The organism is Achromobacter aloeverae (genome assembly GCF_004121055.1).
GTDB lineage: Bacteria > Pseudomonadota > Gammaproteobacteria > Burkholderiales > Burkholderiaceae_B > Bordetella_C > Bordetella_C aloeverae.
On the sequence record NZ_PYAL01000005.1, the window covers coordinates 120370 to 144064 of the forward strand.

General features: G+C 62.4%; 36 protein-coding genes. 34 read left to right on the forward strand and 2 right to left on the reverse strand.

Translation table 11 applies throughout. The features are described 5' to 3' along the window. Positions 1 to 57: 57 nt before the first annotated feature. Both C7R54_RS17260 and C7R54_RS17265 read right to left on the reverse strand, forming a co-directional pair. The gene (locus C7R54_RS17260; RefSeq protein WP_129151684.1) at positions 58 to 1002 is read right to left on the reverse strand and encodes a hypothetical protein; all 945 of its coding nucleotides are present in this window, start codon (positions 1000 to 1002) and stop codon (positions 58 to 60) included. A 195-nt stretch (positions 1003 to 1197) separates the two neighbouring features. Then, the gene (locus C7R54_RS17265; RefSeq protein ID WP_129151685.1) at positions 1198 to 1611 is read right to left on the reverse strand and encodes a TssQ family T6SS-associated lipoprotein; all 414 of its coding nucleotides are present in this window, start codon (positions 1609 to 1611) and stop codon (positions 1198 to 1200) included. Positions 1612 to 1881: 270 nt separating this feature from the next. On the opposite strand from C7R54_RS17265, the gene C7R54_RS17270 reads away from it, so the two are divergent. From C7R54_RS17270 to C7R54_RS17435, 34 genes are all read left to right on the forward strand, one after another. Further along, the gene (locus tag C7R54_RS17270; RefSeq protein WP_129151686.1) at positions 1882 to 3414 is read left to right on the forward strand and encodes a serine/threonine-protein kinase; all 1533 of its coding nucleotides are present in this window, start codon (positions 1882 to 1884) and stop codon (positions 3412 to 3414) included. Positions 3415 to 3814: 400 nt separating this feature from the next. Further along, entirely contained in the window at positions 3815 to 4192 is a 378-nt protein-coding gene (gene rpsL / locus C7R54_RS17275) for a 30S ribosomal protein S12 (protein WP_057654238.1), read from the forward strand. Positions 4193 to 4366: 174 nt separating this feature from the next. After that, positions 4367 to 4837: a 30S ribosomal protein S7 gene (rpsG, locus tag C7R54_RS17280; protein WP_012251773.1), complete on the forward strand. Its 471-nt coding sequence runs from the start codon at positions 4367 to 4369 to the stop codon at positions 4835 to 4837. 18 nt (positions 4838 to 4855) lie between these two features. Then, positions 4856 to 6961 carry an elongation factor G gene (fusA, locus tag C7R54_RS17285; RefSeq protein ID WP_129151687.1) on the forward strand — a complete coding sequence of 702 codons (2106 nt, stop codon included), beginning with the start codon at positions 4856 to 4858 and terminating at the stop codon, positions 6959 to 6961. 82 nt (positions 6962 to 7043) lie between these two features. Then, complete coding sequence (gene tuf / locus C7R54_RS17290) at positions 7044 to 8234, forward strand: elongation factor Tu (RefSeq protein WP_129151675.1); 1191 nt, start codon at positions 7044 to 7046, stop codon at positions 8232 to 8234. Positions 8235 to 8302: 68 nt separating this feature from the next. Then, the gene (gene rpsJ / locus C7R54_RS17295; protein WP_003806903.1) at positions 8303 to 8614 is read left to right on the forward strand and encodes a 30S ribosomal protein S10; all 312 of its coding nucleotides are present in this window, start codon (positions 8303 to 8305) and stop codon (positions 8612 to 8614) included. 356 nt (positions 8615 to 8970) lie between these two features. Further along, positions 8971 to 9660: a 50S ribosomal protein L3 gene (gene rplC / locus C7R54_RS17300; RefSeq protein WP_192903681.1), complete on the forward strand. Its 690-nt coding sequence runs from the start codon at positions 8971 to 8973 to the stop codon at positions 9658 to 9660. Positions 9661 to 9664: 4 nt separating this feature from the next. Further along, a complete protein-coding gene (rplD, locus tag C7R54_RS17305) occupies positions 9665 to 10282 on the forward strand; it encodes a 50S ribosomal protein L4 (protein WP_129151689.1) in 618 nt (205 codons plus the stop codon). Further along, positions 10279 to 10575, forward strand: coding sequence for a 50S ribosomal protein L23 (rplW, locus tag C7R54_RS17310; protein ID WP_066357397.1), 297 nt, complete (start codon positions 10279 to 10281; stop codon positions 10573 to 10575). The genes rplD and rplW overlap by 4 nt, the downstream gene beginning before the upstream one ends. Then, positions 10576 to 11403, forward strand: coding sequence for a 50S ribosomal protein L2 (gene rplB / locus C7R54_RS17315; RefSeq protein WP_129151690.1), 828 nt, complete (start codon positions 10576 to 10578; stop codon positions 11401 to 11403). A 12-nt stretch (positions 11404 to 11415) separates the two neighbouring features. Further along, positions 11416 to 11691, forward strand: a complete 276-nt coding sequence (gene rpsS, locus C7R54_RS17320) for a 30S ribosomal protein S19 (RefSeq protein ID WP_057654231.1) — start codon at positions 11416 to 11418, stop codon at positions 11689 to 11691. A 3-nt stretch (positions 11692 to 11694) separates the two neighbouring features. Next, the gene (rplV, locus tag C7R54_RS17325) at positions 11695 to 12024 is read left to right on the forward strand and encodes a 50S ribosomal protein L22 (RefSeq protein WP_129151691.1); all 330 of its coding nucleotides are present in this window, start codon (positions 11695 to 11697) and stop codon (positions 12022 to 12024) included. Between the two features lie 9 nt (positions 12025 to 12033). Continuing rightward, on the forward strand, positions 12034 to 12816 hold the full coding sequence (gene rpsC / locus C7R54_RS17330; RefSeq protein ID WP_129151692.1) for a 30S ribosomal protein S3: 783 nt from the start codon (positions 12034 to 12036) through the stop codon (positions 12814 to 12816). A gap of 2 nt (positions 12817 to 12818) precedes the next feature. After that, positions 12819 to 13235 (forward strand): 50S ribosomal protein L16, encoded by a 417-nt coding sequence (gene rplP / locus C7R54_RS17335; RefSeq protein WP_129151693.1) that lies wholly within the window; start codon positions 12819 to 12821, stop codon positions 13233 to 13235. A 10-nt stretch (positions 13236 to 13245) separates the two neighbouring features. After that, positions 13246 to 13437: a 50S ribosomal protein L29 gene (rpmC, locus tag C7R54_RS17340; RefSeq protein ID WP_129151694.1), complete on the forward strand. Its 192-nt coding sequence runs from the start codon at positions 13246 to 13248 to the stop codon at positions 13435 to 13437. A 2-nt stretch (positions 13438 to 13439) separates the two neighbouring features. Next, positions 13440 to 13721 carry a 30S ribosomal protein S17 gene (gene rpsQ / locus C7R54_RS17345; protein WP_057654226.1) on the forward strand — a complete coding sequence of 94 codons (282 nt, stop codon included), beginning with the start codon at positions 13440 to 13442 and terminating at the stop codon, positions 13719 to 13721. 191 nt (positions 13722 to 13912) lie between these two features. Beyond that, positions 13913 to 14659 carry an aspartyl/asparaginyl beta-hydroxylase domain-containing protein gene (locus tag C7R54_RS17350; RefSeq protein WP_129151695.1) on the forward strand — a complete coding sequence of 249 codons (747 nt, stop codon included), beginning with the start codon at positions 13913 to 13915 and terminating at the stop codon, positions 14657 to 14659. A gap of 423 nt (positions 14660 to 15082) precedes the next feature. Further along, the gene (gene rplN, locus C7R54_RS17355; protein ID WP_129151696.1) at positions 15083 to 15451 is read left to right on the forward strand and encodes a 50S ribosomal protein L14; all 369 of its coding nucleotides are present in this window, start codon (positions 15083 to 15085) and stop codon (positions 15449 to 15451) included. An 11-nt stretch (positions 15452 to 15462) separates the two neighbouring features. Continuing rightward, entirely contained in the window at positions 15463 to 15783 is a 321-nt protein-coding gene (gene rplX, locus C7R54_RS17360; protein WP_129151697.1) for a 50S ribosomal protein L24, read from the forward strand. Positions 15784 to 15796: 13 nt separating this feature from the next. Then, entirely contained in the window at positions 15797 to 16336 is a 540-nt protein-coding gene (gene rplE, locus C7R54_RS17365; RefSeq protein WP_129151698.1) for a 50S ribosomal protein L5, read from the forward strand. 11 nt (positions 16337 to 16347) lie between these two features. Next, positions 16348 to 16653, forward strand: a complete 306-nt coding sequence (gene rpsN / locus C7R54_RS17370; protein WP_129151699.1) for a 30S ribosomal protein S14 — start codon at positions 16348 to 16350, stop codon at positions 16651 to 16653. A 10-nt stretch (positions 16654 to 16663) separates the two neighbouring features. Further along, the gene (gene rpsH, locus C7R54_RS17375) at positions 16664 to 17059 is read left to right on the forward strand and encodes a 30S ribosomal protein S8 (RefSeq protein WP_129151700.1); all 396 of its coding nucleotides are present in this window, start codon (positions 16664 to 16666) and stop codon (positions 17057 to 17059) included. Positions 17060 to 17071: 12 nt separating this feature from the next. Continuing rightward, a complete protein-coding gene (rplF, locus tag C7R54_RS17380) occupies positions 17072 to 17605 on the forward strand; it encodes a 50S ribosomal protein L6 (protein WP_129151701.1) in 534 nt (177 codons plus the stop codon). Between the two features lie 21 nt (positions 17606 to 17626). After that, positions 17627 to 17989 (forward strand): 50S ribosomal protein L18, encoded by a 363-nt coding sequence (rplR, locus tag C7R54_RS17385; protein WP_094856542.1) that lies wholly within the window; start codon positions 17627 to 17629, stop codon positions 17987 to 17989. A 15-nt stretch (positions 17990 to 18004) separates the two neighbouring features. Next, positions 18005 to 18526 carry a 30S ribosomal protein S5 gene (rpsE, locus tag C7R54_RS17390; RefSeq protein ID WP_094856541.1) on the forward strand — a complete coding sequence of 174 codons (522 nt, stop codon included), beginning with the start codon at positions 18005 to 18007 and terminating at the stop codon, positions 18524 to 18526. Positions 18527 to 18529: 3 nt separating this feature from the next. After that, the gene (gene rpmD, locus C7R54_RS17395; protein WP_094856540.1) at positions 18530 to 18715 is read left to right on the forward strand and encodes a 50S ribosomal protein L30; all 186 of its coding nucleotides are present in this window, start codon (positions 18530 to 18532) and stop codon (positions 18713 to 18715) included. Between the two features lie 9 nt (positions 18716 to 18724). Next, complete coding sequence (gene rplO / locus C7R54_RS17400; protein ID WP_088599434.1) at positions 18725 to 19174, forward strand: 50S ribosomal protein L15; 450 nt, start codon at positions 18725 to 18727, stop codon at positions 19172 to 19174. 19 nt (positions 19175 to 19193) lie between these two features. Beyond that, positions 19194 to 20525 (forward strand): preprotein translocase subunit SecY, encoded by a 1332-nt coding sequence (gene secY / locus C7R54_RS17405; RefSeq protein WP_094856538.1) that lies wholly within the window; start codon positions 19194 to 19196, stop codon positions 20523 to 20525. An 8-nt stretch (positions 20526 to 20533) separates the two neighbouring features. Continuing rightward, positions 20534 to 20752, forward strand: coding sequence for a translation initiation factor IF-1 (gene infA, locus C7R54_RS17410; RefSeq protein WP_057654209.1), 219 nt, complete (start codon positions 20534 to 20536; stop codon positions 20750 to 20752). A 33-nt stretch (positions 20753 to 20785) separates the two neighbouring features. Beyond that, positions 20786 to 20899 (forward strand): 50S ribosomal protein L36, encoded by a 114-nt coding sequence (gene rpmJ, locus C7R54_RS17415; protein WP_066357345.1) that lies wholly within the window; start codon positions 20786 to 20788, stop codon positions 20897 to 20899. A gap of 38 nt (positions 20900 to 20937) precedes the next feature. Next, complete coding sequence (rpsM, locus tag C7R54_RS17420) at positions 20938 to 21303, forward strand: 30S ribosomal protein S13 (RefSeq protein WP_057654208.1); 366 nt, start codon at positions 20938 to 20940, stop codon at positions 21301 to 21303. 15 nt (positions 21304 to 21318) lie between these two features. Further along, a complete protein-coding gene (gene rpsK / locus C7R54_RS17425; protein WP_006216516.1) occupies positions 21319 to 21720 on the forward strand; it encodes a 30S ribosomal protein S11 in 402 nt (133 codons plus the stop codon). An 11-nt stretch (positions 21721 to 21731) separates the two neighbouring features. After that, on the forward strand, positions 21732 to 22355 hold the full coding sequence (gene rpsD / locus C7R54_RS17430; protein WP_129151702.1) for a 30S ribosomal protein S4: 624 nt from the start codon (positions 21732 to 21734) through the stop codon (positions 22353 to 22355). A gap of 206 nt (positions 22356 to 22561) precedes the next feature. After that, positions 22562 to 23548: a DNA-directed RNA polymerase subunit alpha gene (locus C7R54_RS17435; protein ID WP_057654205.1), complete on the forward strand. Its 987-nt coding sequence runs from the start codon at positions 22562 to 22564 to the stop codon at positions 23546 to 23548. The last annotated feature ends 147 nt before the right edge of the window (positions 23549 to 23695 follow it).

The following is a 23695-nucleotide window of genomic DNA, read 5'->3' on the forward strand; positions in this document are numbered from 1 at the left end:
GGATGGGGTTTTTTTTTATCCCTTTGGGAGCGTTGTTCTGGCCACGGGCGTTCGTGATCAATGTCGCTGGCTGACCCACGCCGCCAAACGCCGCAACCATTCCTCGCACATTGCGGTCAACGCGCGTGAAGTACTTGCCAGCAGCCGCCACGCTCGCGATGCGACGCGCGTAAAGGTGGACGGGCCATCGGTGGAACGGCCATCGGTCGCGGAGTCCGGGCCTGACAGCCCTCCGAACACGAAGATTTGCATGTGGCTGTTCCCTGCGCCACTGTGGATGCTTTGCACGCCGGGGTCTTGCCTCTGCGCACCTTGCTCGTGGGCATGCGCGGGCGAGGCGCCGGCCTCTGGCGTCGGCGAAAGCGCCCCGGCGTCCGCCGATCGAGGGCGCCGCGAAAGAATCTCCTCCATCGCGATCGAAAAGCGTGTGCTGGATCGCGATGACGTGGATGCCGCCTTGGCGAAATCCCACCCACCGCGCACGCCTGGCGCCAACTTGGACTCGCACTGCGGTTTCCAGTAGTCGTCGTCGTCGTCGATGGCGCCGAGTTCCGCGTTCCATGGCACCGGATCGTCCAGGCGTATCGGGGAATACCCATGGACTGGTGTGTCCCAAGCATCGGCAAGCGATCCCCGGTAGGGCTTTCCATCGATGATCACGCTAGGCAAGAGTACTGCCTCGCCATCCGGGGTGGACCCCAATGTCGCCCGCGCGACGCCTTGTCGAACCTGGACCGTGGCGAGATTCGCATCCGACGGCGGCCGTGACCGTGACCGTGACCGCGACCGCGCCGGCGAGGCGCCGGCGGGTGACCAGCTGGTGCTGGCCCGCCGGGAAAGGCGCGCTGGCCTGGCGCGCATCGTGACGATGACAGGCACGGTGTCCGCATCCTGCGCCGTACCATTCTCCGAAGGGCAGGGCAGTGGCGGAGGCGTATCGTCAAACACGTTCGGCGCTAGCGGCAGGCGCGAGAAACCGGAAGCGTTGGTGTCCTGGAGCACGGCGATTTCCTTTTCACCCGGAGGGTGAGCCCGATAGGTGAGCCCATAGGCGGCCAGCCCGATAGGCGGCATTGGAAATCGGGTAGGTAAAAATTCCTACAGGACAGTTCCTTTCCGGAAGGTCGCACCCGGGATACAGGCGTCCCCTGGATGGCCGGCATGCCCCTGAAGGCCGCCGGCCGCCTGGTCCAGGCGTCAGCGCGCCGGCGTCATGGCCGCTTTGGCGCTACGGAACACGGGCCCCCATTGCGGATGGCCCTGCTCATTGGGCGCCAGTTCGAACGAGGGATCGATCTGCAGGATGCGCAGGAAGCTGTCCTCGCAAAGCTTGCGGTAGTTGCTGACGCAGTAACTGAACGCCTGCAGCTTTATCGCCTCGACCTGGATCGCCGTGGGCGCGCCGGCCAGGTCGGCGGACGTGGCCACGCCGCGGATCACTTCACCGTAATGGCCGGCCTGATATTGATCGCGCACCCGTTGCAGCGCGTCCAGCGCCGCCTGCGTGGGCGGGGTGCCTTGCGGCTGAACGGCCGGCAGCGTACAGGCCGCGAGGGCCGAGACCAGGGAGATCGCGCAAATACGACGAGTGACACGGGCGACGGTTTTCATGATGCCTACAGAGGTGCTCCAGATGCATGCGGGCCGCGCAATGCCACGATGGCCCGTGGTGTCGCCGATCATATATGCTTCCGTCCCCTCGCGGCGCGCCGAAGGAACTCATCCTTATGCGTTGTCGGCGGCGCGCCACGTTTTCCCTAGGCCGACAGGCTTCCCCGGCTTTATCTCCCCCATTTCTCCCATGTTTGGACGGGGCGCCGTTTCCTCGTCGCGGCGGTGCGCTTTATCATGAGCGACTTGGCTCCGGAGTTTCCTTCCATCATGTCTTCTAGTGCCGCTTTCGCCACGTCGCCCGTGCCGGGCGGGGATAATTTTGGCTTGCGCCCATTGGACGCCATCGCGGCCACGTCGGCCGGCGGCGTGCCTCAATCGCGTATCCACCGCATCCTCGCAGATCTGGAGTCGCCCCTGGCGGCGCTGCACGAACAGGGACTCGTGCACGGGGCGCTTACGCCCGCGACCATCGGACTGGACGTGCATGGCAAGGCGCATCTGATGCCGCTGCCGGCGGCCGCCGCGGACGGCCTGGCGGCGCAGGGCGAGGAGCCCGAGGAACCCCGGTCGGGTTATGCCGCGTTCGAACAATATGCCGACGACGCGCTATTGCCGCGCGGCCCCTGGACGGATGTCTACGGCCTGAGCGCGGTCGCCTGCCAGCTGATCACGGGCGCGCCGCCGCCGGACGCCGAAGCGCGCCGCGATCACGACGACTATGTACCGCTGGCCCAACGCATGCCGGCAGGCTACGACGCGGCTTTCCTTGCTGCGATCGACGCCGGCCTGGCCATGGCCGCCGCGCGCCGGCCGAATTCGATACCGGCCTACCTGGCCTCGTTCGGCGGCATGGAACCGGCGCCTGCCATGCCGGCGCTGGCTGAACCCGAGGTGGTGATGGTGCAGGAGGAGTACGACGACGAGGAAGATCCACTGGACACGTTGTCGCGCCGCCGCCGGCGCCTGCCATTCTGGGGCCTGTTTCTCGCCTTGCTGGTGGCCGTGCTGGCCTTGCCCACCTGGCTATGGATGAGCAGCGGCAAGGACTCGGCCGGCAATCGTCTTTCCGCGCCCGGCGGTGGGTCGTCCGTGTCGTCGTCTCTCGGCTCGCCGTCTTTCGTGCCGCTGACCCAGCGCGACGGCCGGCAAGGCGCAACCAGTCGGCTCGGCGGCGATGACGGAAGCGCCATGCCCGCGAGTGGCGGGGCGCCGGCGGCCACGAACTCGGCGAATACCGACGCGGCCGACAGCCAGGGCCGGCCGGCCGGCGCCGCCCCGACGGAGAGCGGCGCAACCGGGGAACGAATGGCGGAACGCGCAGGGGAACGGACGGCCTCGGCGGCGGAAAAGTCCGGGCCCGATGGCGGCGCCGGTGAGCCGACATCCTTGGCGCAGGCGGGCGGATCGAGTGCGCCAGGGGCCGGTGCGCCTTCGGCGCAGGCCGAAGGCCATGACGCCGGCGGCGCGCCCCAGCCGTATCGATCGACGGTGACGCTGGGCGGCGGATCCAGCCCCGCGACGGCCGACGCGGCTTCCGCGGCCGCTGCGGGACAAGCCGCCGCGCCCAGGCCAGCCAAGCCGGCCACGGGGACCCCCGTCCCGGTACGGATCGACGTCCGTCCCTGGGGACAGATCGTGATCGACGGCGTGGTGCGGGGCGTCAGCCCCCCGCTCAAGGAGCTGCGGCTGCCTCCTGGCACCTACGCCGTGACGATCAGGAACACCGGGCTGCCCAGTCATCGGATGACGCTGGAAGTGAAGCCGGGCACCCCCGCCGTGATTTCGCATGTGTTCAATTAGCCACGCTCAAGGCCGCCTATGCGTGGAAGAAGGGCTCCTTGGCCTTTATAGCGCGGGGCCCTTTGACAGATCCGCGGATCTGGGCTAATCTCACGGGCTCACTGAGTTATATGCGCGCAGTGGTTTTCCCGTGCGCGCAGTCTGCGCAGTTTGTCGACCCCACGCATCGTGTTGCCCACAGCGGCGCAATGCGATGCCCGGCAAGCGCTGCAAGGCAGTGAAGCAAGATTCAGCAAGACCCGCTCTTTTACGTATACGCGTCAGGGGCGGTTTTGCGCGAACCGCCTCCCCGGCGTCCGGCGATGTCCCCGTGCATCACCGAGCGGCGGGCCAAGGTTCAAGCAGTACGGTACGTCAGTACTCTTACCCCCCGTAGTACGTAAAAGGGATTTCAAAGGTCATGCCTACCATCAGCCAACTCGTGCGCAAGCCGCGCGAAGTCAGCGCCGCCAAGAGCAAGAGCCCCGCGCTCGAAAACTGCCCGCAGCGGCGTGGCGTGTGCACCCGCGTGTACACCACCACCCCCAAGAAGCCTAACTCCGCTCTGCGTAAGGTCGCCAAGGTGCGCCTGACCAACGGTTACGAAGTCATTTCGTACATCGGCGGCGAAGGCCACAACCTGCAAGAACACTCGGTCGTGCTCGTGCGCGGCGGCCGTGTGAAGGACTTGCCGGGTGTGCGTTACCACATCGTCCGTGGCTCGCTCGACTTGCAAGGCGTGAAAGACCGCAAGCAAGCACGTTCGAAGTACGGCGCGAAGCGCCCCAAGAAGGCCTGATAACCAGGCCGCAGTCCGCCGCCGGAACATCGGTCATCCGATTCCAGCCGCTGGACCGTGCAGCCGTCTGCGTTCCCAGGAACGGCAACGGCACGTAAGGGGCCATCTAGGTTATGGATGGCCGTGGCCGCGGAACATCGCGGTTCAACTGAACTGACACATTAAGGAAGCACAATGCCCCGTCGTCGCGAAGTACCCAAGCGCGAGATTCTGCCCGATCCCAAGTTCGGCAGCGTCGAGCTCGCCAAGTTCATGAACGTCGTCATGCTGGACGGCAAGAAGGCCGTCGCCGAGCGCATCGTCTATGGTGCCCTCGAGCAAGTGCAAGCCAAGACCGGCAAGGAGCCGATCGAGGTTTTCAGCCTGGCGATCAACAACATCAAGCCGATCGTCGAAGTGAAGAGCCGCCGCGTGGGCGGCGCCAACTACCAAGTGCCGGTTGAAGTGCGCCCCGTGCGCCGCCTGGCCTTGGCCATGCGTTGGTTGCGCGAAGCCGCGAAGAAGCGCGGCGAGAAGTCGATGGATCTGCGTCTGGCTGGCGAGCTGATCGATGCCTCTGAAGGTCGTGGCGCCGCGATGAAGAAGCGCGAAGACACGCACAAGATGGCCGAGGCCAACAAGGCCTTCAGCCATTTCCGCTGGTAATTTAAGGATTAAGCAACCATGGCCCGCAAAACCCCGATCGAGCGCTACCGCAACATTGGCATCTCTGCGCACATCGATGCAGGGAAAACCACCACGACCGAACGCATCCTGTTCTACACGGGCGTCAATCACAAGATTGGCGAAGTGCATGATGGCGCCGCCACCATGGACTGGATGGAACAGGAACAGGAACGTGGCATCACCATTACGTCGGCCGCGACCACGGCGTTCTGGCGTGGCATGGCTGGCAACTATCCTGAGCACCGCATCAACATCATCGACACCCCGGGGCACGTCGACTTCACCATCGAAGTCGAACGCTCCATGCGCGTGCTCGACGGTGCTTGCATGGTTTACTGCGCGGTGGGCGGTGTGCAGCCCCAATCGGAAACCGTGTGGCGTCAGGCCAACAAGTATGGCGTGCCCCGCCTGGCCTTCGTCAACAAGATGGACCGCACCGGCGCCAACTTCTTCAAGGTCTACGATCAGCTGAAGGGCCGCCTGCGCGCCAACCCCGTGCCCATCGTGATCCCGATCGGCGCCGAAGACACGTTCGCCGGCGTGGTCGACCTGATCAAGATGAAGGCCATCCTGTGGGATGAAGCCAGCCAGGGCACCAAGTTCGACTACGCCGACATTCCCGCCGAGTTGCAAGCGACGGCCGAGGAATGGCGCGAGAAGCTGGTCGAGTCGGCCGCCGAGTCGTCCGAAGAGCTGATGAACAAGTACCTGGAAACGGGTTCGCTGGAAGAAGCCGAAATCAACAGCGGCATCCGTCAGCGCACCATCGCTGGCGAAATCCAGCCGATGCTGTGCGGCACCGCCTTCAAGAACAAGGGCGTGCAGCGCATGTTGGACGCGGTCATCGACTACCTGCCGTCGCCCATCGACATTCCGCCGGTGGACGGCCAGGACGATGACGGCAACGCCATCAACCGCAAGGCTGACGACAGCGAGAAGTTCTCGGCCCTGGCATTCAAGCTGATGAGCGATCCGTTCGTCGGCCAGCTGACCTTCGTGCGCGTGTACTCCGGCGTGCTGAAGTCGGGCGATACCGTCTACAACCCCATCAAGGGCAAGAAGGAACGTATCGGCCGTCTGCTGCAGATGCACGCCAACAACCGCGAAGAAATCAAGGAAGTGCTGGCGGGCGACATCGCCGCCGTGGTCGGCCTGAAGGACGTGACCACCGGCGAAACGCTGTGCGATGTCGATTCGCACATCCTGCTGGAGCGCATGGAGTTCCCCGAGCCCGTGATTTCGCAGGCCGTGGAACCCAAGTCGAAGGCCGACCAGGAAAAGATGGGTCTGGCGCTGGGCCGCCTGGCTCAGGAAGATCCGTCGTTCCGCGTGCGTAGCGACGAAGAATCGGGTCAAACCATTATTTCCGGCATGGGCGAACTGCACCTGGAAATCCTGGTCGACCGCATGAAGCGCGAATTCGGCGTGGAAGCCAACGTCGGCAAGCCGCAGGTGGCTTACCGCGAAACCATCCGCAAGACCTGCGACGAAGCCGAAGGCAAGTTCGTCAAGCAGTCGGGCGGCCGCGGCCAGTACGGTCACGCCGTGCTGAAGGTCGAGCCGCTGGAGCCGGGTGGTGCCGGTTTCGAATTCGTCGACGCCATCAAGGGCGGCGTGGTTCCCCGTGAATTCATCCCGGCCGTTGAAAAGGGCGTGCGCGATACGCTGTCCTCGGGCATCCTGGCGGGCTACCCCGTCGTGGACGTCAAGGTCACGCTGTTCTTCGGTTCGTACCACGACGTGGACTCGAACGAAAACGCGTTCCGGATGGCCGGTTCGATGGCCTTCAAGGAAGGCATGCGCAAGGCCAGCCCCGTGCTGCTCGAGCCCATGATGGCCGTTGAAGTGGAAACGCCGGAAGACTACGCCGGTACCGTGATGGGCGACTTGTCCTCGCGGCGCGGTATGGTCCAGGGCATGGATGACATCGTTGGCGGCGGCAAGATCATCAAGGCCGAAGTTCCGCTGGCCGAGATGTTCGGCTACTCGACCAGCCTGCGTTCGCAAACGCAAGGCCGCGCGACGTACACGATGGAGTTCAAGCAGTACGCTGAAGCTCCGAAGAACGTGGCTGACGAAGTTATCGCTGCTCGTACCAAGTAATCAATTAAAGTCGGCGCCGTTTCCGATCGTCGGAAGCGGTGCCTAAACAAACAGTTTCCTTGAAAGACTAAGGATAGAGATCATGGCAAAAGGCAAGTTTGAACGTACCAAGCCGCACGTGAACGTGGGCACGATCGGTCACGTTGACCACGGCAAGACGACGCTGACGGCAGCGATCACGACGGTGCTGTCGACGAAGTTTGGCGGCGAAGCCAAGGGCTACGACCAGATCGACGCGGCGCCGGAAGAGAAGGCGCGCGGCATCACGATCAACACGGCGCACGTGGAATACGAAACGGCGACGCGTCACTACGCGCACGTTGACTGCCCGGGCCACGCTGACTATGTGAAGAACATGATCACGGGCGCGGCGCAGATGGACGGCGCGATCCTGGTGGTGTCGGCCGCCGACGGCCCGATGCCGCAAACGCGTGAACACATCCTGCTGAGCCGCCAGGTTGGCGTGCCGTACATCATCGTCTTCCTGAACAAGGCGGACATGGTGGACGACGCCGAGCTGCTGGAGCTGGTGGAAATGGAAGTTCGCGAACTGCTGAGCAAGTACGACTTCCCGGGCGACGACACGCCGATCGTGAAGGGTTCGGCCAAGCTGGCGCTGGAAGGCGACAAGGGCGAACTGGGCGAGCAGGCCATCCTGGCGCTGGCCGATGCGCTGGACTCGTACATCCCGACGCCTGAGCGCGCCATCGACGGCACGTTCCTGATGCCGGTGGAAGACGTGTTCTCGATCTCGGGTCGCGGCACGGTGGTGACCGGCCGTATCGAGCGCGGTGTGGTGAAGGTCGGCGAGGAAATCGAAATCGTGGGCATCAAGCCGACGGTGAAGACGACCTGCACGGGCGTGGAAATGTTCCGCAAGCTGCTGGACCAAGGTCAAGCGGGCGACAACGTGGGTATCCTGCTGCGCGGCACCAAGCGCGAAGACGTCGAGCGCGGCCAGGTTCTGGCCAAGCCGGGTTCGATCAACCCGCACACGGACTTCACCGCCGAGGTGTACATCCTGTCCAAGGAAGAAGGCGGCCGTCACACCCCGTTCTTCAACGGCTATCGTCCCCAGTTCTACTTCCGTACGACGGACGTGACGGGCACGATCGACCTGCCCAAGGACAAGGAAATGGTCCTGCCGGGTGACAACGTGTCGATGACCGTGCGCCTGCTGGCCCCGATCGCCATGGAAGAAGGCCTGCGCTTCGCCATCCGCGAAGGCGGCCGTACCGTCGGCGCCGGCGTCGTCGCTTCCATCATCAAGTAATTCCCTGCCGGGTGCGGTGATCCGGCGTTCCGGATCACCGCTTACATCGTTCTTTAGTAGGAAACACCATGAAAAACCAGAAGATCCGCATCCGCTTGAAGGCGTTCGATTACAAGTTGATCGATCAGTCGGCCGCCGAAATCGTCGACACCGCCAAGCGCACCGGTGCGGTCGTCCGTGGTCCGGTTCCGCTGCCCACGCGCATCCGCCGTTACGACGTGCTGCGTTCGCCGCACGTGAACAAGACGTCGCGTGACCAGTTCGAAATCCGTACGCACCAGCGCCTGATGGACATCGTCGATCCCACCGACAAGACCGTGGACGCCCTGATGCGTCTGGATCTGCCGGCCGGTGTCGATGTCGAAATCGCCCTGCAGTAAGAGTAAGAAGTAGGCGCGCGCCCTGCGAAGGAGGGCGTGTCGTAACGAAGGCCGTGTACCCCCGGGAACGCGGCCTTTTGCATTCCTGGCGCCCGCGGCGATGGATGCAGGCCGCTGTCGTGGCGTAAAAGCCGCTAACGTCGCGCCAGTACGGCGCAAACAGCGTCAAGCGCAATCGATGCTTGCCAGCTGCCAAATCACCATGCTATAGTCCGAGATTGCCGTTTTTGGCAGGGCCGTGCCTGTCCTCATTAGGAACGACCCGTAGTTGCCTCGGCAGAATGACACACACGTAGGGCGAAGTGTCTCTTCGCCTGATTAGCCCCGACCAATCGTAGTCGGGAATGGAGAAAACGATGTCGAATCCGACACCCACGCCTGCCGCCCATCGGCTCGGGCTGGTGGGTCGCAAGGTTGGCATGACCCGCATTTTCACCGAGGATGGCGAATCCATTCCGGTGACCGTGCTGGATCTGTCGAACAACCGCGTGACCCAGGTCAAGTCCCTGGAAAGCGACGGCTATGCCGCTGTCCAGCTGGCTTACGGCGAGCGCCGCAAGTCTCGCGTTGCGGAACCCCAAACGGGCCACTACGCGAAGGCTGGCGTCGAAGCCGGTAGCATCCTCAAGGAATTCCGCCTCGATCCCGCCAAAGCCGCCGAATTCACGGCCGGCAGCGTGGTCGCCGTTGAAAGCGTGTTCGAAGCCGGCCAGACGGTCGACGTGACGGGCACCACCATCGGTAAGGGCTTCGCCGGTACCATCAAGCGCCACCACTTCGGTTCGCAGCGCGCGTCGCACGGTAACTCCCGTTCGCACCGCGTGCCCGGCTCGATCGGCCAGGCGCAAGACCCCGGCCGCATCTTCCCCGGTAAGCGCATGTCGGGTCACCTCGGTGACGTGCAGCGCACGGTCCAGAACCTCGACGTCGTCCGCGTGGACGCCGAACGTGGTCTGCTGTTCGTCAAGGGCGCCGTGCCCGGCCACAATGAAGCCAACGTCATCGTGCGTCCGGCCGTCAAGGCCCCGGCCAAGAAAGGAGCGTAAGTAAATGGATCTCAAGCTCCTGAATGACCAAGGTGAAGCCGGCACGGTCAGCGTTGCCGACACCGTCTTCGGCCGCGAATTCAACGAAGCGCTGGTGCAGCAGATCGTGGTGGCCTTCCAGGCCAACGCGCGCAGCGGCAACCGTGCCCAGAAGGATCGTACGGAAGTCAAGCACTCCACCAAGAAGCCCTGGCGCCAGAAGGGTACCGGCCGCGCCCGCGCCGGTATGACTTCGTCGCCGCTGTGGCGTGGGGGTGGTCGCACGTTCCCGAACTCGCCCGACGAGAACTTCAGCCAGAAGGTCAACAAGAAGATGTACCGCGCCGGGATCCGCTCGATCCTGTCGCAACTGGCTCGTGAAGGCCGCATCGCCGTTGTCGACGCGTTCAAGCTGGAATCCCCCAAGACCAAGCTGGCTGCCGCCAAGCTGAAGGGCCTGGGCCTGGAGTCCGTGCTGATCATCACCGACGACTTCGACGAGAACGTTTATCTCGCCACCCGCAACCTGCCGCACGTTGCCGTGGTCGAACCGCGCTATGCCGATCCGCTTTCGCTGATCCACTACAAGAAAGTGTTGATCACCAAGCCGGCCATCGCCCAACTCGAGGAGATGCTCGGATGAACACCGAACGCTTGATGCAGGTTCTGCTGGCTCCGATCGTGACCGAAAAGGCCACGTTCGTCGCCGAGAAGAACCAACAAGTCGCTTTCCGCGTGGTCGACACGGCCACCAAGCCGGAAATCAAGGCTGCCGTCGAACTGCTCTTCAAGGTGCAGGTCGAGTCCGTGCAGGTCCTCAATCGCAAGGGCAAAGTCAAGCGCTTTGGCCGTTTCGTGGGTCGCCGCCGCAATGAGCGCAAGGCCTACGTTTCGCTCAAGGAAGGCCAGGAAATCGACTTTGCGGAGGTGAAGTAAATGGCCCTCGTTAAAGTCAAACCGACCTCGGCCGGCCGCCGTGGCATGGTGAAGGTGGTGAGCCCGAACCTGCACAAGGGCGCCCCCGTTGCCTCGCTGCTCGAAAAGAAGAAGCGTGGCTCTGGCCGTAACAACAACGGTCACATCACCATCCGTCATCGTGGCGGTGGTCACAAGCAACATTACCGTATCGTCGACTTCCGTCGCGACAAGGACGGCATCCCCGCCAAGGTCGAGCGTCTGGAATACGACCCCAACCGTACGGCGCACCTGGCGCTGCTGTGCTACGCCGATGGCGAGCGCCGCTACATCATCGCGCCCCGTGGCCTGGAAGTGGGTGCCTCGCTGGTGTCGGGCGACGAAGCCCCCATCCGCGCCGGCAACACGCTGCGTATCCGCAGCATCCCGGTGGGTACGACGATACACTGCATCGAAATGCTGCCCGGCAAGGGTGCGCAGATCGCTCGTTCGGCCGGCGCCTCCGCCGTGCTGATGGCCCGTGAAGGCGTCTACGCGCAGGTTCGCCTGCGTTCGGGCGAAGTGCGCCGCATTCACATCGAATGCCGTGCCACGATCGGTGAAGTCGGTAATGAAGAACACAGCCTGCGCCAGATCGGCAAGGCCGGTGCAATGCGTTGGCGCGGTGTCCGCCCGACGGTTCGTGGCGTGGCCATGAACCCGGTCGATCACCCGCACGGTGGTGGCGAAGGCCGCACCGGTGAAGCTCGCGAACCGGTCAGCCCGTGGGGCACCCCGGCTAAGGGTTACAAGACCCGTAGCAACAAGCGGACGAACAATATGATCGTCCAACGGCGCAAGCGCAAGTAAGAGGCGAACACTATGTCACGTTCGATCAAGAAAGGCCCGTTTGTCGACGCCTACCTTATCACCAAGGTAGAGAAGGCCGTCGCGGGCAAAGACAAGAAGCCGATCAAGACCTGGTCGCGCCGTTCCACGATCCTGCCCGAGTTCATCGGTCTGACGATCGCTGTGCACAACGGCAAGCAGCACGTTCCCGTTTACATCAACGAGAACATGGTCGGCCACAAACTCGGCGAATTCGCGCTGACCCGTACGTTCAAGGGTCATGCCGCGGACAAGAAGGCCAAGAGGTAAGCGATGGAAACTACTGCCATTATCCGTGGAGTTCACATCTCGGCCCAGAAGACCCGTCTGGTTGCGGACCTGATCCGCGGCAAGTCGGTCGCTCGTGCCCTGGAAATCCTCAACTTCTCCCCGAAGAAGGCCGCCGGCATCCTGAAGAAGGCTGTCGAATCCGCGATCGCCAACGCCGAGCATAACGACGGCGCCGACATCGACGAACTGAAGGTCACCACGATCTACGTGGACAAGGCCGAGTCGATGAAGCGCTTCTCCGCCCGTGCGAAGGGCCGTGGCAACCGCATCGAGAAGCAGACCTGCCACATCACGGTCAAGGTCGGAGCCTAAGGAGTCAAGATGGGTCAGAAAATTCACCCCACTGGGTTCCGTCTCGCGGTCACCCGTAATTGGTCCTCGCGTTGGTACGCTGACGACAAGGTTTTCGGCGCCATGCTGGCCGAAGACATCCGCGTGCGCGAATACCTGAAGAAGAAGCTCAAGAGCGCCTCGGTCGGCCGCGTGCTGATCGAGCGTCCCGCCAAGAATGCCCGCATTACCGTCTACTCGGCTCGTCCGGGCGTGGTGATCGGCAAGCGCGGCGAAGACATCGAAAGCCTGAAGGCCGATCTGCAGCGTCTGATGGGCGTGCCCGTGCACGTCAACATCGAGGAAATCCGCAAGCCGGAAACCGACGCCCAGCTGATCGCCGACTCGATTTCGCAACAGCTCGAAAAGCGCATCATGTTCCGCCGCGCGATGAAGCGCGCCATGCAGAACGCCATGCGCCTGGGCGCCCAGGGCATCAAGATCATGAGCTCGGGCCGTCTGAACGGTATCGAAATCGCGCGTACCGAGTGGTACCGCGAAGGTCGCGTGCCGCTGCACACGCTGAAGGCGAACATCGACTACGGCACCTCCGAAGCCCACACCACCTACGGTGTGATCGGCATCAAGGTCTGGGTCTACAAGGGCGACATGCTGGCCAATGGCGAACTGCCGCCTGAGACCGCCGCGCCTCGCGAAGAAGAGCGCCGTCCGCGCCGTGCCCCCCGTGGCGACCGTCCTGATGGCGGCCGTCCTGGTGGCCGTGGCCGCGGTCCGCGCAAGGCGGACGCCGCGCCGGCGCCTGAAGGAGAATAAACATGCTGCAACCCTCACGCAGAAAGTATCGCAAAGAGCAGAAGGGCCGCAACACGGGCCTGGCCACGCGCGGCACCAACGTGTCGTTCGGCGAATATGGTCTGAAGGCCACCGGTCGTGGCCGTCTGACCGCTCGCCAGATCGAGGCCGCTCGTCGTGCCATCAACCGTCACATCAAGCGTGGCGGCCGTATCTGGATCCGCATCTTCCCGGACAAGCCGATCTCGCAAAAGCCGGCCGAAGTCCGTATGGGTAACGGTAAGGGCAACCCGGAGTACTGGGTCGCTGAAATCCAACCCGGCAAGGTGCTGTACGAAATGGAAGGGGTGAGCGAAGAATTGGCTCGCGAAGCTTTCCGCCTGGCCGCCGCCAAGCTGCCGATCGCGACGACCTTCGTGGCTCGTCACATTGGCGCCTAAGGAGTCCTAAATGAAAGCCAAAGAACTCCGTACCAAAGACGTCGCCGAGCTCCAGAGAGAGCTCGAGAGCCTGCTCCGTGCCCAATTCGGTCTGCGTATGCAGAAGGCCACCCAGCAGCTCGCCAACACCAGCCAGCTGGGCAAAGTGCGCCGTGACATCGCTCGCGTCCGTACCTTGCTGACCGAGAAGGCAGGAAGCTAATCATGAGCGAAACGCAAAACACCCAACCCGCCAAGCGCCAGCGTACGCTGGTCGGCAAGGTCGTCAGCAACAAGATGGACAAGACCGTGGTCGTTCTCGTCGAACGCCGCGTGAAGCACCCCATCTACGGCAAGATCATCGTGCGCTCCGCGAAGTACAAGGCGCATGACGAGACGAACCAGATCAACGAAGGCGATACGGTTGAAATCGCCGAAGGCCGTCCCATCTCGCGCTCGAAGGCGTGGAGCGTGGTGCGCCTGGTCGAGGCCGCTCGCATCATCTGATGCACCCATGCGGCCGGGAGCGATCCCGGCCTGTATGTGAAAAGCCAAGGGTTTAGGCCCTTGGCTTTTTTTATTTACGCCCCTGGTTATCGTATGATCTACGCACGCCGGCCGCTACATGGCAGTCAGCCTGTCGTCTCGTGGTCCGAGAAACATAAAGCCGTCCCGCTTTCGACCAGCCCGATAACGCCTTGAATCCTCTCGCGCCCAAATCTGCCCCGACGCTATTTTCACGTTGCTTCTTCGGCCTGATCGACTGGCTGCGCAATGGCATCGCCAAGGCTTCCCTGGTCGGCGACCATCCCATTTTCGATAACGCCCAGTTCCCCTGGATTCCCGCGCTGGAGGCCCAGACGGCCGGAATCCGGGCCGAGCTCATGGACGTTCTCGGCAAGCGCGACCAGCTGCCTGCCTTCCACGAACTGTCACCCGACGTCGCCACCATCACGACCGACGACCAGTGGAAGACCTTCGTTTTCATGGGCTATGGCATGCGGTCGGCCCGCAACCTGGCGCGCTGCCCGGCAACGGCCCAGGCATTGAAGGGCATTCCCGGCATACGCACCGCCTTCTTCTCCATACTCGAACCGGGCAAGCGCATCCCGCTGCACCGCGGTCCCTACAACGGCGTCCTGCGCCTGCACCTGGGCCTGGTCGTGCCGGAACCGCGGGAGAATTGCTGGATCGAAGTGGATGGAAAGCGCCATGTGTGGCAGGAGGGGAAGGCGGTGGTCTTCGACGACCTGTATCCCCACCAGGTCCACAACGATACGGATGGGGTTAGGGTGGTCCTGTTCGTCGACTTCGAGCGCCCTTGTCGCGCGCCCATGCGCTGGTTGAACCTGCTGGTCCTGGCCCTGGCGCCCATGACGCCGGAGATCCGGCGGGGCAAGGCCAATCATGACTTGTGGGAAAAAGGCTACTATGGTGGCGATTAGTACAAGGGCCTTGCAATTGCAAGGCTATCGGGATAGAATGATCAGCTTTCCCAAATAGTCTGTCTGGCTAGGCGGCATGGATGTGCAGGCGACCAAGCGAAAACGCGGGGTCGGTGCATAAGTGCCAATGCAGGGTCCGGGCTGACGAAAGGGGGAAAATCCGCAGGATATCAACCCAGGTTCGTAGGGGTTGCCTGAGGTTCGCGGCGGCGGTTGTCGACAAGACATGCGCGGCGGCACACAACCCAGGGCGATTCAGACGGGCCTTACGGGACCAAAACTGGCAGGAATGGCGAATTCGCCTGGTAATGGGGTTTTGGGACTGATCAGGGTAGAGCGGCTTTACCGGTCGCGCTCCCCGGTCCGTTCCAGGGCGCGAGACCACGACTTCGAATTTCCGGTTAAGTTGGAACAGGAAAAATCATGATCCAAATGCAGACCACGCTGGACGTGGCCGACAATACTGGTGCGCGCCGTGTGCGCTGCATCAAGGTGCTCGGCGGATCCAAGCGCCGTTATGCCGCTATCGGTGACATCATCAAAATCAGCGTCCTGGACGCCGCTCCGCGCGGTCGTGTCAAGAAGGGCGAAATCTACAACGCCGTGGTCGTTCGCACCGCCAAGGGCGTGCGCCGCAAGGATGGCTCGTTGATTCGCTTCGGCACCAACGCCGCCGTGCTGCTCAACGCCAAGCATGAGCCCATCGGTACTCGTATCTTCGGACCCGTTACGCGTGAACTGCGTACCGAGAAGTTCATGAAGATCGTGTCGCTGGCCCCGGAAGTGCTGTAAAGGAGCCATCCATGAACAACATCCGTAAAGGCGACGAAGTTATCGTCCTCACCGGCCGCGACAAGAAGCGTCGTGGCACCGTGCTCGAGCGCGTCGACGCCGACCACGTGCTGGTCGAAGGCGTGAACGTCGTCAAGAAGCACACCAAGCCCAACCCGATGGCCAACAATCCTGGCGGCATCGTCGAGAAGACCCTGCCCATCCACATCTCGAATGTGGCGCTGTTCAACCCTGCCACCGGCAAGGGCGACCGCGTGGGCGTCAAGGAAGTCGACGGCCGTAAGGTGCGCGTGTTCCGTTCCAATGGTGCCGTTGTCGGCGCCAAGGCGTAAGGGGCGACAGATTATGACCCGTTTGCAAGATATCTACCGCGACAAGATCGTCGGTGAACTGACGGAAAAGTTCGGCTACAAGAGCCTGATGCAAGTTCCGCGTATCACCAAGATCACGTTGAACATGGGCGTTTCGGAAGCCGTGGCCGACAAGAAGGTCATCGAGCACGCCGTCTCGGACCTGACCAAGATCGCCGGCCAGAAGCCCGTGATCACCAAGACCAAGAAAGCTATCGCTGGTTTCAAGATCCGCGAAAACTATCCGATTGGTTGCATGGTGACGCTGCGCGGCCAACGCATGTACGAATTCCTGGACCGCCTGGTGGCGATTGCCTTGCCTCGCGTGCGTGACTTCCGTGGTATCTCCGGCCGTGCTTTCGACGGTCGTGGCAACTACAACGTCGGGGTGAAAGAGCAGATCATTTTCCCCGAAATCGAATACGACAAGATCGACGCGCTGCGTGGGCTGAACATCAGCATCACCACCACCGCCAAGACCGACGAAGAAGCCAAGGCGCTGTTGACCGCCTTCAGCTTCCCGTTCCGTAACTAAGGGGCGATGACGTGGCCAAACTTTCACTGATCAATCGTGATATCAAGCGCGCCAAGATGGCGGAGAAGTTCTCTGCCAAGCGCGCTGCACTGAAGGCGATCATCGACGACCAGTCGAAGCCCGAAGAAGAACGTTACCAAGCTCGGCTCAAGCTGCAACAGCTGCCGCGCAACGCCGCTCCCTCCCGTCAGCGTAACCGCTGCGCGGTCACGGGTCGCCCGCGTGGCGTGTTCAGCAAGTTCGGCCTGACGCGCCACAAACTTCGCGAAATGGCTATGCGTGGGGAAATCCCGGGCATGACCAAGGCCAGCTGGTAGGAGAACGAATATGAGCATGAGCGATCCCATCGCCGATATGCTGACCCGCATTCGCAATGCGCAGCAAGTCAAAAAAGTCACGGTGAGCATGCCCTCCTCGAAGCTGAAGGCCGCTATCGCGGCCGTGCTGAAGGATGAGGGTTACATCGACGGTTTCGAAGTCAAGGGCACTCAGGCCAAGCCTGAGCTCGAGCTTTCGCTGAAGTACTACGCCGGCCGCCCGGTGATCGAGCGCATCGAACGCGTCTCGCGTCCCGGCCTGCGTATTTACAAGGGCCGTACCAGCATTCCCCAGGTCATGAACGGCCTGGGCGTGGCTATCGTTACGACCTCGCGCGGCGTCATGACGGACCGTAAGGCCCGTGCCGATGGCGTCGGCGGCGAAGTCCTGTGCTACGTGGCCTAAGGAGAAATTCTAATGTCACGTATCGCCAAGTACCCCGTGAATCTGCCCAAGGGTGTCGAAGCCACCGTTGCGCAGGATCAAATCACCGTCAAGGGCCCGCTGGGTTCGTTGACGCAATCCCTGACGGGCGACGTCGCCATCTCGCTGGACAACGGCGTGCTGACCTTCGTCGCTGCCAACGAATCGCGTCATGCCGACGCGATGTCGGGCACCGTCCGTGCACTGGTCAACAACATGGTGACCGGTGTCAGCAAGGGTTTTGAACGTAAGCTGACCCTGGTGGGCGTGGGTTATCGCGCTCAAGTCCAGGGCGACGCCGTGAAGCTGCAACTCGGTTTCTCGCACGACGTGCTGCACAAGCTGCCGGCCGGCATCAAGGCCGAATGCCCGACCCAGACGGAAATCATCATCAAGGGTTCGAGCAAGCAGGTTGTTGGCCAGGTGGCCGCTGAAATCCGCGCCTATCGTCCGCCGGAGCCCTACAAGGGCAAGGGTGTGCGTTATGCGGATGAGCGCGTCATCATCAAAGAAACCAAGAAGAAGTAACGGCGCACGCAAGGACGAATCATGGACAAGAAAGTATCTCGTTTGCGTCGTGCGGTTCCGACCCGCCGGAAGATTGCCGAACTGCGCGTTCATCGCCTGTCGATCTTCCGCTCGAACCTGCACATCTACGCGAACATCATTTCGCCGGAAGGCGATCGTGTGCTGGTCAGCGCCTCGACGCTGGAAGCCGAAGTCCGCGCCCAGCTGGGCCAGGTCGGCAAGGGTGGCAACAAGGCCGCCGCCGAACTGGTTGGCAAGCGCGTCGCCGAGAAGGCCAAGGCCGCCGGTATCGAACTGGTTGCCTTCGATCGCTCGGGCTTCCGTTACCATGGCCGCGTGAAAGCGCTGGCCGATGCCGCGCGCGAAGCCGGCCTCAAGTTCTAAGCGAGGATCAGTCAAATGGCTAAAGCACAAGGCAAGGGCCCGGTCGAGAAGGAAAACGACGACGGTCTGCGCGAGAAGATGATTGCGGTCAACCGCGTCAGCAAGGTGGTGAAGGGTGGTCGTACCATGAGCTTCGCCGCGCTGACCGTGGTTGGCGACGGCGACGGCCGCATCGGCATGGGCAAGGGCAAGGCGCGTGAAGTGCCGGTGTCGGTCCAGAAGGCGATGGAACAGGCCCGCCGCGGTCTGTTCAAGGTTGCCCTGAAGAATGGCACGCTGTTTCACACGGTGGTTGGCAAGCACGGCGCCTCGACGGTGCTGATCTCGCCGGCGCCCGAAGGTACCGGCGTGATCGCCGGCGGCCCGATGCGCGCTATCTTCGAAGTGATGGGCGTGCGCAACGTGGTTGCGAAGAGCCTGGGCTCGAGCAATCCCTACAACATGGTCCGCGCCACGCTGAATGGCCTGCGCGCCTCCATGACTCCGTCGGAAGTTGCCGCCAAGCGTGGCAAGACCGTCGAAGAGATTCTGGGGTAAATCATGGCTGACAAGCAGATCAAAGTTACGCTGGTGCGCTCGGTTATCGGCACCAAGCAGGATCACCGTGATACGGTGCGCGGCCTTGGCCTGCGCCGCATCAACAGCAGCAAGATCCTGAAAGATACGCCCGAAGTGCGCGGCATGATCCGTAAAGTGGATTATCTCGTCACCGTTTCGGAAGTCTAAGGAATCGAGATGTCGGATACTCAACTCCAACTGAATACGCTCAAGCCCGCCGAAGGCTCCAAGCATGCCAAGCGCCGTGTCGGCCGCGGCATCGGCTCCGGCCTGGGCAAGACCGCTGGTCGCGGTCACAAGGGTCAGAAGTCCCGCTCGGGTGGCTTCCACAAGGTCGGCTTCGAAGGCGGTCAAATGCCGCTGCAGCGTCGCCTGCCCAAGCGTGGCTTCACGCCCCTGGGCCAGCACCTGTACGCTGAAGTCCGCCTGTCGGAACTGCAAGCCGTGCCCGTCGACGAAATCGACGTGCAAGTGTTGAAGCAGGCCGGCGTGGTTGGCCAGCAAGTCCGTTACGCCAAGGTCATCAAGTCCGGCGAACTCTCGCGCAAGGTCGTGCTGAAGGGCATTACCGCGACGGCTGGCGCTCGCGCCGCCATCGAGGCCGCGGGCGGCTCGATCGCTGCTTGATTGACGGATGAGGTGAAGAGTGGCTAACGCGCAGGCACTGGGCAAGACCGGATCTCGTTACGGCGATCTGAAGCGTCGTTTCGTCTTCCTGGTCCTCGCCTTGGTGGTGTACCGCCTGGGTACGCACATCCCGGTTCCGGGCATCAACCCGGACGCGCTGGCGGACTTGTTCCGCCAGAACCAGGGCGGGATCCTGGGCCTGTTCAACATGTTCTCGGGCGGTGCGCTGTCCCGCTTCTCGGTCTTCGCGCTGGGGATCATGCCGTATATCTCGGCATCGATCATCATGCAGTTGATGTCGGTGGTGGTGCCCTCGCTCGAGGCGTTGAAGAAGGAAGGTGAAGCCGGTCGTCGCAAGATTACCCAATACACCCGCTACGGCACGGTCGTGCTGGCGCTGGTGCAAGCGGTGGGTATCTCGGTGGCGCTGGAGTCCCAACCGGGTCTGGTGACGGATCCTGGCATGCTGTTCCGCTTCACCACGGTCGTGACGCTGTTGACCGGCACCATGTTCATCATGTGGCTGGGCGAGCAGATCACCGAGCGGGGCCTGGGCAACGGTATCTCCATCCTGATCTTCTCGGGGATCGTGGCGGGGCTGCCGAACGCGCTGGCCGGCTTGCTGGACCTGGTGCGCACGAACTCGATGTCGGTGATTTCGGCCTTGTTCATCGTGGCCTTGGTGATAGCCGTGACGGCCTTCGTGGTGTTCGTGGAACGCGGACAGCGCAAGATCACCGTCAACTACGCCAAGCGCCAGGTGGGCAACAAGATCTACGGCGGCCAGAGCTCGCATCTGCCGTTGAAGCTGAACATGGCCGGCGTGATTCCGCCCATCTTCGCCTCGTCGATCATCCTGTTCCCGGCCACGATTACCAGCTGGTTCTCGAGCAGCGAAAAAATGCGTTGGCTGGGTGACCTGGCCGCCGCGTTGTCGCCGCGCCAGCCGCTCTATATCACGCTGTATTCCGCGGCCATCATTTTCTTCTGCTTTTTCTATACGGCTCTGGTGTTCAACAGCCGCGAAACGGCGGACAACCTGAAAAAGAGTGGTGCTTTCGTCCCGGGCATCCGTCCCGGTGAACAGACCGCGCGTTATATCGACAAGATACTGATGCGCTTGACCCTGGCTGGTGCGTTGTACATCACCCTGGTCTGCCTGTTCCCCGAGTTCCTGGTCATGCGCTGGAACGTACCGTTCTATTTTGGTGGTACCTCGTTGTTGATTATCGTCGTGGTGACGATGGACTTCATGGCTCAGGTTCAGGCCTACATGATGTCGCACCAGTACGACTCATTGCTCAAGAAGGCGAACTTCAAGGGCTCGAATTCGAACCTGCCGATGCGTTAGCAAAGAGAATGGCAAAGGACGACGTCATACAGATGCAGGGCGAGGTCATTGAGAACCTCCCCAACGCAATGTTCCGCGTCAAGCTTGAAAACGGCCACGTGGTGTTAGGTCACATTTCGGGCAAGATGCGTATGCACTACATCCGGATCCTGCCGGGCGACAAGGTCACTGTGGAGCTCACGCCCTATGACCTGTCAAAAGCCAGGATCGTGTTCCGCTCGAAATAAGCGGGTGGTTTACGGAATAACAGGGAGTAACCCATGAAAGTATTGGCATCGGTTAAGCGGATCTGCCGCAACTGCAAAATCATCAAACGCCACGGCGTGGTGCGTGTCATCTGCACCGATCCGCGGCACAAGCAGCGTCAAGGCTAAGTTCTAGCCTAACGCAACAGATTCATTAAGGAACAGTCATGGCCCGTATTGCTGGCATCAACATTCCGCCGCATCAGCACGCCGAGATCGGCCTGACCGCCATTTTTGGCATCGGTCGTACGCGCGCCCGCAAGATCTGCGAAGCTGCTAATGTGCCCGTTACCAAAAAGGTCAAGGATCTCACCGACGCCGAGCTCGAGCGCATTCGCGAGCACGTTGGTGTGTTCACGGTCGAAGGTGACCTGCGTCGCGAAGTCCAACTGTCGATCAAGCGTCTGATCGACTTGGGTACCTATCGTGGCATGCGTCACAAGCGCGGTCTGCCCGTACGCGGCCAGCGCACGCGCACCAACGCACGCACCCGCAAGGGCCCGCGTCGTGCTGCTGCGTCCCTGAAGAAATAATCGAGGAACTGGATTATGGCGAAAGCTTCCACCAGCGGCGCTTCGCGCGTGCGCAAAAAGGTCAAGAAGAACGTTTCGGACGGCATCGCGCACGTCCACGCGTCCTTCAACAACACCATCATCACCATCACCGACCGTCAGGGCAATGCATTGTCCTGGGCGACCTCGGGTGGCGCAGGTTTCAAGGGCTCGCGCAAGTCGACCCCGTTCGCGGCCCAGGTGGCTGCCGAGACGGCCGGTCGCGTGGCGCTGGAATATGGCATCAAGACCTTGGAAGTGCGCATCAAGGGACCCGGCCCCGGCCGTGAGTCGTCCGTCCGTGCGCTGAACGCGCTGGGTATCAAGATCTCGAGCATCGCTGATATCACGCCCGTTCCGCACAACGGCTGCCGTCCGCCCAAGCGTCGTCGTATCTAAGGGGAAACCACATGGCCCGTTACATTGGACCCAAGTGCAAGCTCTCGCGTCGCGAGGGTACCGATCTGTTCCTGAAGAGCGCCCGCCGTTCGCTGGATTCCAAGTGCAAGCTGGATTCCAAGCCCGGTCAGCATGGCCGCACCTCGGGTGCCCGTACGTCTGACTACGGTCTGCAGCTGCGTGAAAAGCAGAAGCTGAAGCGTATGTACGGCGTGCTGGAAAAGCAATTCCGCAAGTACTTCACCGAAGCCGACCGCGTCCGTGGCAACACCGGCGAGAAGCTGATCCAGCTGCTCGAATCGCGTCTGGACAACGTGGTGTACCGCATGGGCTTCGGCTCGACCCGCGCCGAAGCGCGCCAGCTGGTGAGCCACCGCGCCATCGAGCTGAACGGCCACACCGCCGACATCGCTTCGATGCTGGTCAAGGCTGGCGACGTGATCTCGATTCGCGAGAAGGCCAAGAAGCAAGGCCGTATCAAGGAATCGCTCGACCTGGCCACCAGCATCGGCATCCCGCAGTGGGTTGAAGTCGACACCACCAAGATGAGCGGTGTCTTCAAGCAGGCCCCGGATCGCGCTGACGTCGCTCGCGACATCAACGAATCCATGGTCGTGGAATTGTATTCGCGTTAATTCAGGCGGCGCCTGCCCGGATGTCCGGCGGCGCTGTTCCGAAAGCCGGGCGCGGCGACGCTGCCCGGATCGCAGTACCTCCGCAGTACCCGCACGAGACCCGCGACGCTTGTCCAAAGGCGTGGCGGGTTTGTGCCGTTTTCTTAGTCACTTCCATCAGCCTTATCGGTGTAACGAGCCGAGGGTATTGAAAAGGAATCCAGTACATGTCCACTCAAGGTTTTCTGAAGCCGCGTTCCATCGAAGTCGAACCGGTCGGCACCCATCACGCCAAGATCGTCATGGAGCCGTTCGAGCGCGGTTATGGCCACACGCTGGGCAACGCCCTGCGCCGCATCCTGCTGTCTTCGATGACCGGCTATGCGCCGACCGAAGTGCAGATGACGGGCGTGGTGCACGAATACTCGACCATCCCGGGCGTGCGCGAGGACGTCGTCGACATCCTGCTGAACCTGAAGGGCGTGGTCTTCAAGCTGCACAACCGTGACGAAGTCACCCTGGTGCTGCGCAAGCAGGGCGCCGGCACGGTGCTGGCCAGCGACATCGAGCTGCCGCACGACGTCGAGATCGTCAATCCCGGTCACGTCATCTGCAACCTGACGGAAGCCGGCAAGCTGGAAATGCAGATCAAGGTCGAAAAGGGCCGCGGCTATGTGCCGGGCAACGTGCGCGCGCTGTCGGAAGACCGCACCCACACCATCGGCCGCATCGTTCTGGATGCTTCGTTCAGCCCGGTCCGCCGCGTCAGCTATGCCGTCGAAAGCGCCCGTGTGGAACAGCGTACCGACCTGGACAAGCTGGTGCTGGACATCGAAACCAACGGCGTGATCTCGCCCGAGGAAGCGGTGCGCCAGTCGGCTCGCATCCTGATGGACCAGATCTCCGTTTTCGCCGCCCTGGAAGGCGCCGGCGATTCGTACGAAGCCCCGGTCCGCGGCGCGCCGCAGATCGACCCGGTGCTGCTGCGCCCGGTCGATGACCTGGAGCTGACGGTGCGTTCGGCCAACTGCCTGAAGGCCGAAAACATCTACTACATCGGCGACCTGATCCAGCGCACCGAGAACGAGCTGCTGAAGACCCCGAACCTGGGCCGCAAGTCGCTCAACGAAATCAAGGAAGTGCTGGCCGCACGTGGCCTGACCCTGGGCATGAAGCTGGAAAACTGGCCGCCCCTGGGCCTCGAGCGTCCCTGAGCGCTGTAGCTGTCATGTTTTACCGCGGCCGCCGCATGGGTGGCGGCCGCAACCGATTCCACCGGACCGCGGCCTGTTTCCACAGGCCGATAGAAGAGCCGGATAACCCGATGGCGGAAACGCCGTCTTTTAGATTCAAAGGAAATC

Bases quoted from the DNA above. Each gene is read 5' to 3' on its own strand.
- C7R54_RS17265 (WP_129151685.1), bottom strand. From the start codon at position 1,611: ATGAAAACCGTCGCCCGTGTCACTCGTCGTATTTGCGCGATCTCCCTG.
- C7R54_RS17270 (WP_129151686.1), top strand. From the start codon at position 1,882: ATGTCTTCTAGTGCCGCTTTCGCCACGTCGCCCGTGCCGGGCGGGGAT.
- rpsL (WP_057654238.1), top strand. From the start codon at position 3,815: ATGCCTACCATCAGCCAACTCGTGCGCAAGCCGCGCGAAGTCAGCGCC.
- rpsG (WP_012251773.1), top strand. From the start codon at position 4,367: ATGCCCCGTCGTCGCGAAGTACCCAAGCGCGAGATTCTGCCCGATCCC.
- fusA (WP_129151687.1), top strand. From the start codon at position 4,856: ATGGCCCGCAAAACCCCGATCGAGCGCTACCGCAACATTGGCATCTCT.
- tuf (WP_129151675.1), top strand. From the start codon at position 7,044: ATGGCAAAAGGCAAGTTTGAACGTACCAAGCCGCACGTGAACGTGGGC.
- rpsJ (WP_003806903.1), top strand. From the start codon at position 8,303: ATGAAAAACCAGAAGATCCGCATCCGCTTGAAGGCGTTCGATTACAAG.
- rplC (WP_192903681.1), top strand. From the start codon at position 8,971: ATGTCGAATCCGACACCCACGCCTGCCGCCCATCGGCTCGGGCTGGTG.
- rplD (WP_129151689.1), top strand. From the start codon at position 9,665: ATGGATCTCAAGCTCCTGAATGACCAAGGTGAAGCCGGCACGGTCAGC.
- rplW (WP_066357397.1), top strand. From the start codon at position 10,279: ATGAACACCGAACGCTTGATGCAGGTTCTGCTGGCTCCGATCGTGACC.
- rplB (WP_129151690.1), top strand. From the start codon at position 10,576: ATGGCCCTCGTTAAAGTCAAACCGACCTCGGCCGGCCGCCGTGGCATG.
- rpsS (WP_057654231.1), top strand. From the start codon at position 11,416: ATGTCACGTTCGATCAAGAAAGGCCCGTTTGTCGACGCCTACCTTATC.
- rplV (WP_129151691.1), top strand. From the start codon at position 11,695: ATGGAAACTACTGCCATTATCCGTGGAGTTCACATCTCGGCCCAGAAG.
- rpsC (WP_129151692.1), top strand. From the start codon at position 12,034: ATGGGTCAGAAAATTCACCCCACTGGGTTCCGTCTCGCGGTCACCCGT.
- rplP (WP_129151693.1), top strand. From the start codon at position 12,819: ATGCTGCAACCCTCACGCAGAAAGTATCGCAAAGAGCAGAAGGGCCGC.
- rpmC (WP_129151694.1), top strand. From the start codon at position 13,246: ATGAAAGCCAAAGAACTCCGTACCAAAGACGTCGCCGAGCTCCAGAGA.
- rpsQ (WP_057654226.1), top strand. From the start codon at position 13,440: ATGAGCGAAACGCAAAACACCCAACCCGCCAAGCGCCAGCGTACGCTG.
- rplN (WP_129151696.1), top strand. From the start codon at position 15,083: ATGATCCAAATGCAGACCACGCTGGACGTGGCCGACAATACTGGTGCG.
- rplX (WP_129151697.1), top strand. From the start codon at position 15,463: ATGAACAACATCCGTAAAGGCGACGAAGTTATCGTCCTCACCGGCCGC.
- rplE (WP_129151698.1), top strand. From the start codon at position 15,797: ATGACCCGTTTGCAAGATATCTACCGCGACAAGATCGTCGGTGAACTG.
- rpsH (WP_129151700.1), top strand. From the start codon at position 16,664: ATGAGCATGAGCGATCCCATCGCCGATATGCTGACCCGCATTCGCAAT.
- rplF (WP_129151701.1), top strand. From the start codon at position 17,072: ATGTCACGTATCGCCAAGTACCCCGTGAATCTGCCCAAGGGTGTCGAA.
- rplR (WP_094856542.1), top strand. From the start codon at position 17,627: ATGGACAAGAAAGTATCTCGTTTGCGTCGTGCGGTTCCGACCCGCCGG.
- rpsE (WP_094856541.1), top strand. From the start codon at position 18,005: ATGGCTAAAGCACAAGGCAAGGGCCCGGTCGAGAAGGAAAACGACGAC.
- rpmD (WP_094856540.1), top strand. From the start codon at position 18,530: ATGGCTGACAAGCAGATCAAAGTTACGCTGGTGCGCTCGGTTATCGGC.
- rplO (WP_088599434.1), top strand. From the start codon at position 18,725: ATGTCGGATACTCAACTCCAACTGAATACGCTCAAGCCCGCCGAAGGC.
- infA (WP_057654209.1), top strand. From the start codon at position 20,534: ATGGCAAAGGACGACGTCATACAGATGCAGGGCGAGGTCATTGAGAAC.
- rpmJ (WP_066357345.1), top strand. From the start codon at position 20,786: ATGAAAGTATTGGCATCGGTTAAGCGGATCTGCCGCAACTGCAAAATC.
- rpsM (WP_057654208.1), top strand. From the start codon at position 20,938: ATGGCCCGTATTGCTGGCATCAACATTCCGCCGCATCAGCACGCCGAG.
- rpsK (WP_006216516.1), top strand. From the start codon at position 21,319: ATGGCGAAAGCTTCCACCAGCGGCGCTTCGCGCGTGCGCAAAAAGGTC.
- rpsD (WP_129151702.1), top strand. From the start codon at position 21,732: ATGGCCCGTTACATTGGACCCAAGTGCAAGCTCTCGCGTCGCGAGGGT.
- C7R54_RS17435 (WP_057654205.1), top strand. From the start codon at position 22,562: ATGTCCACTCAAGGTTTTCTGAAGCCGCGTTCCATCGAAGTCGAACCG.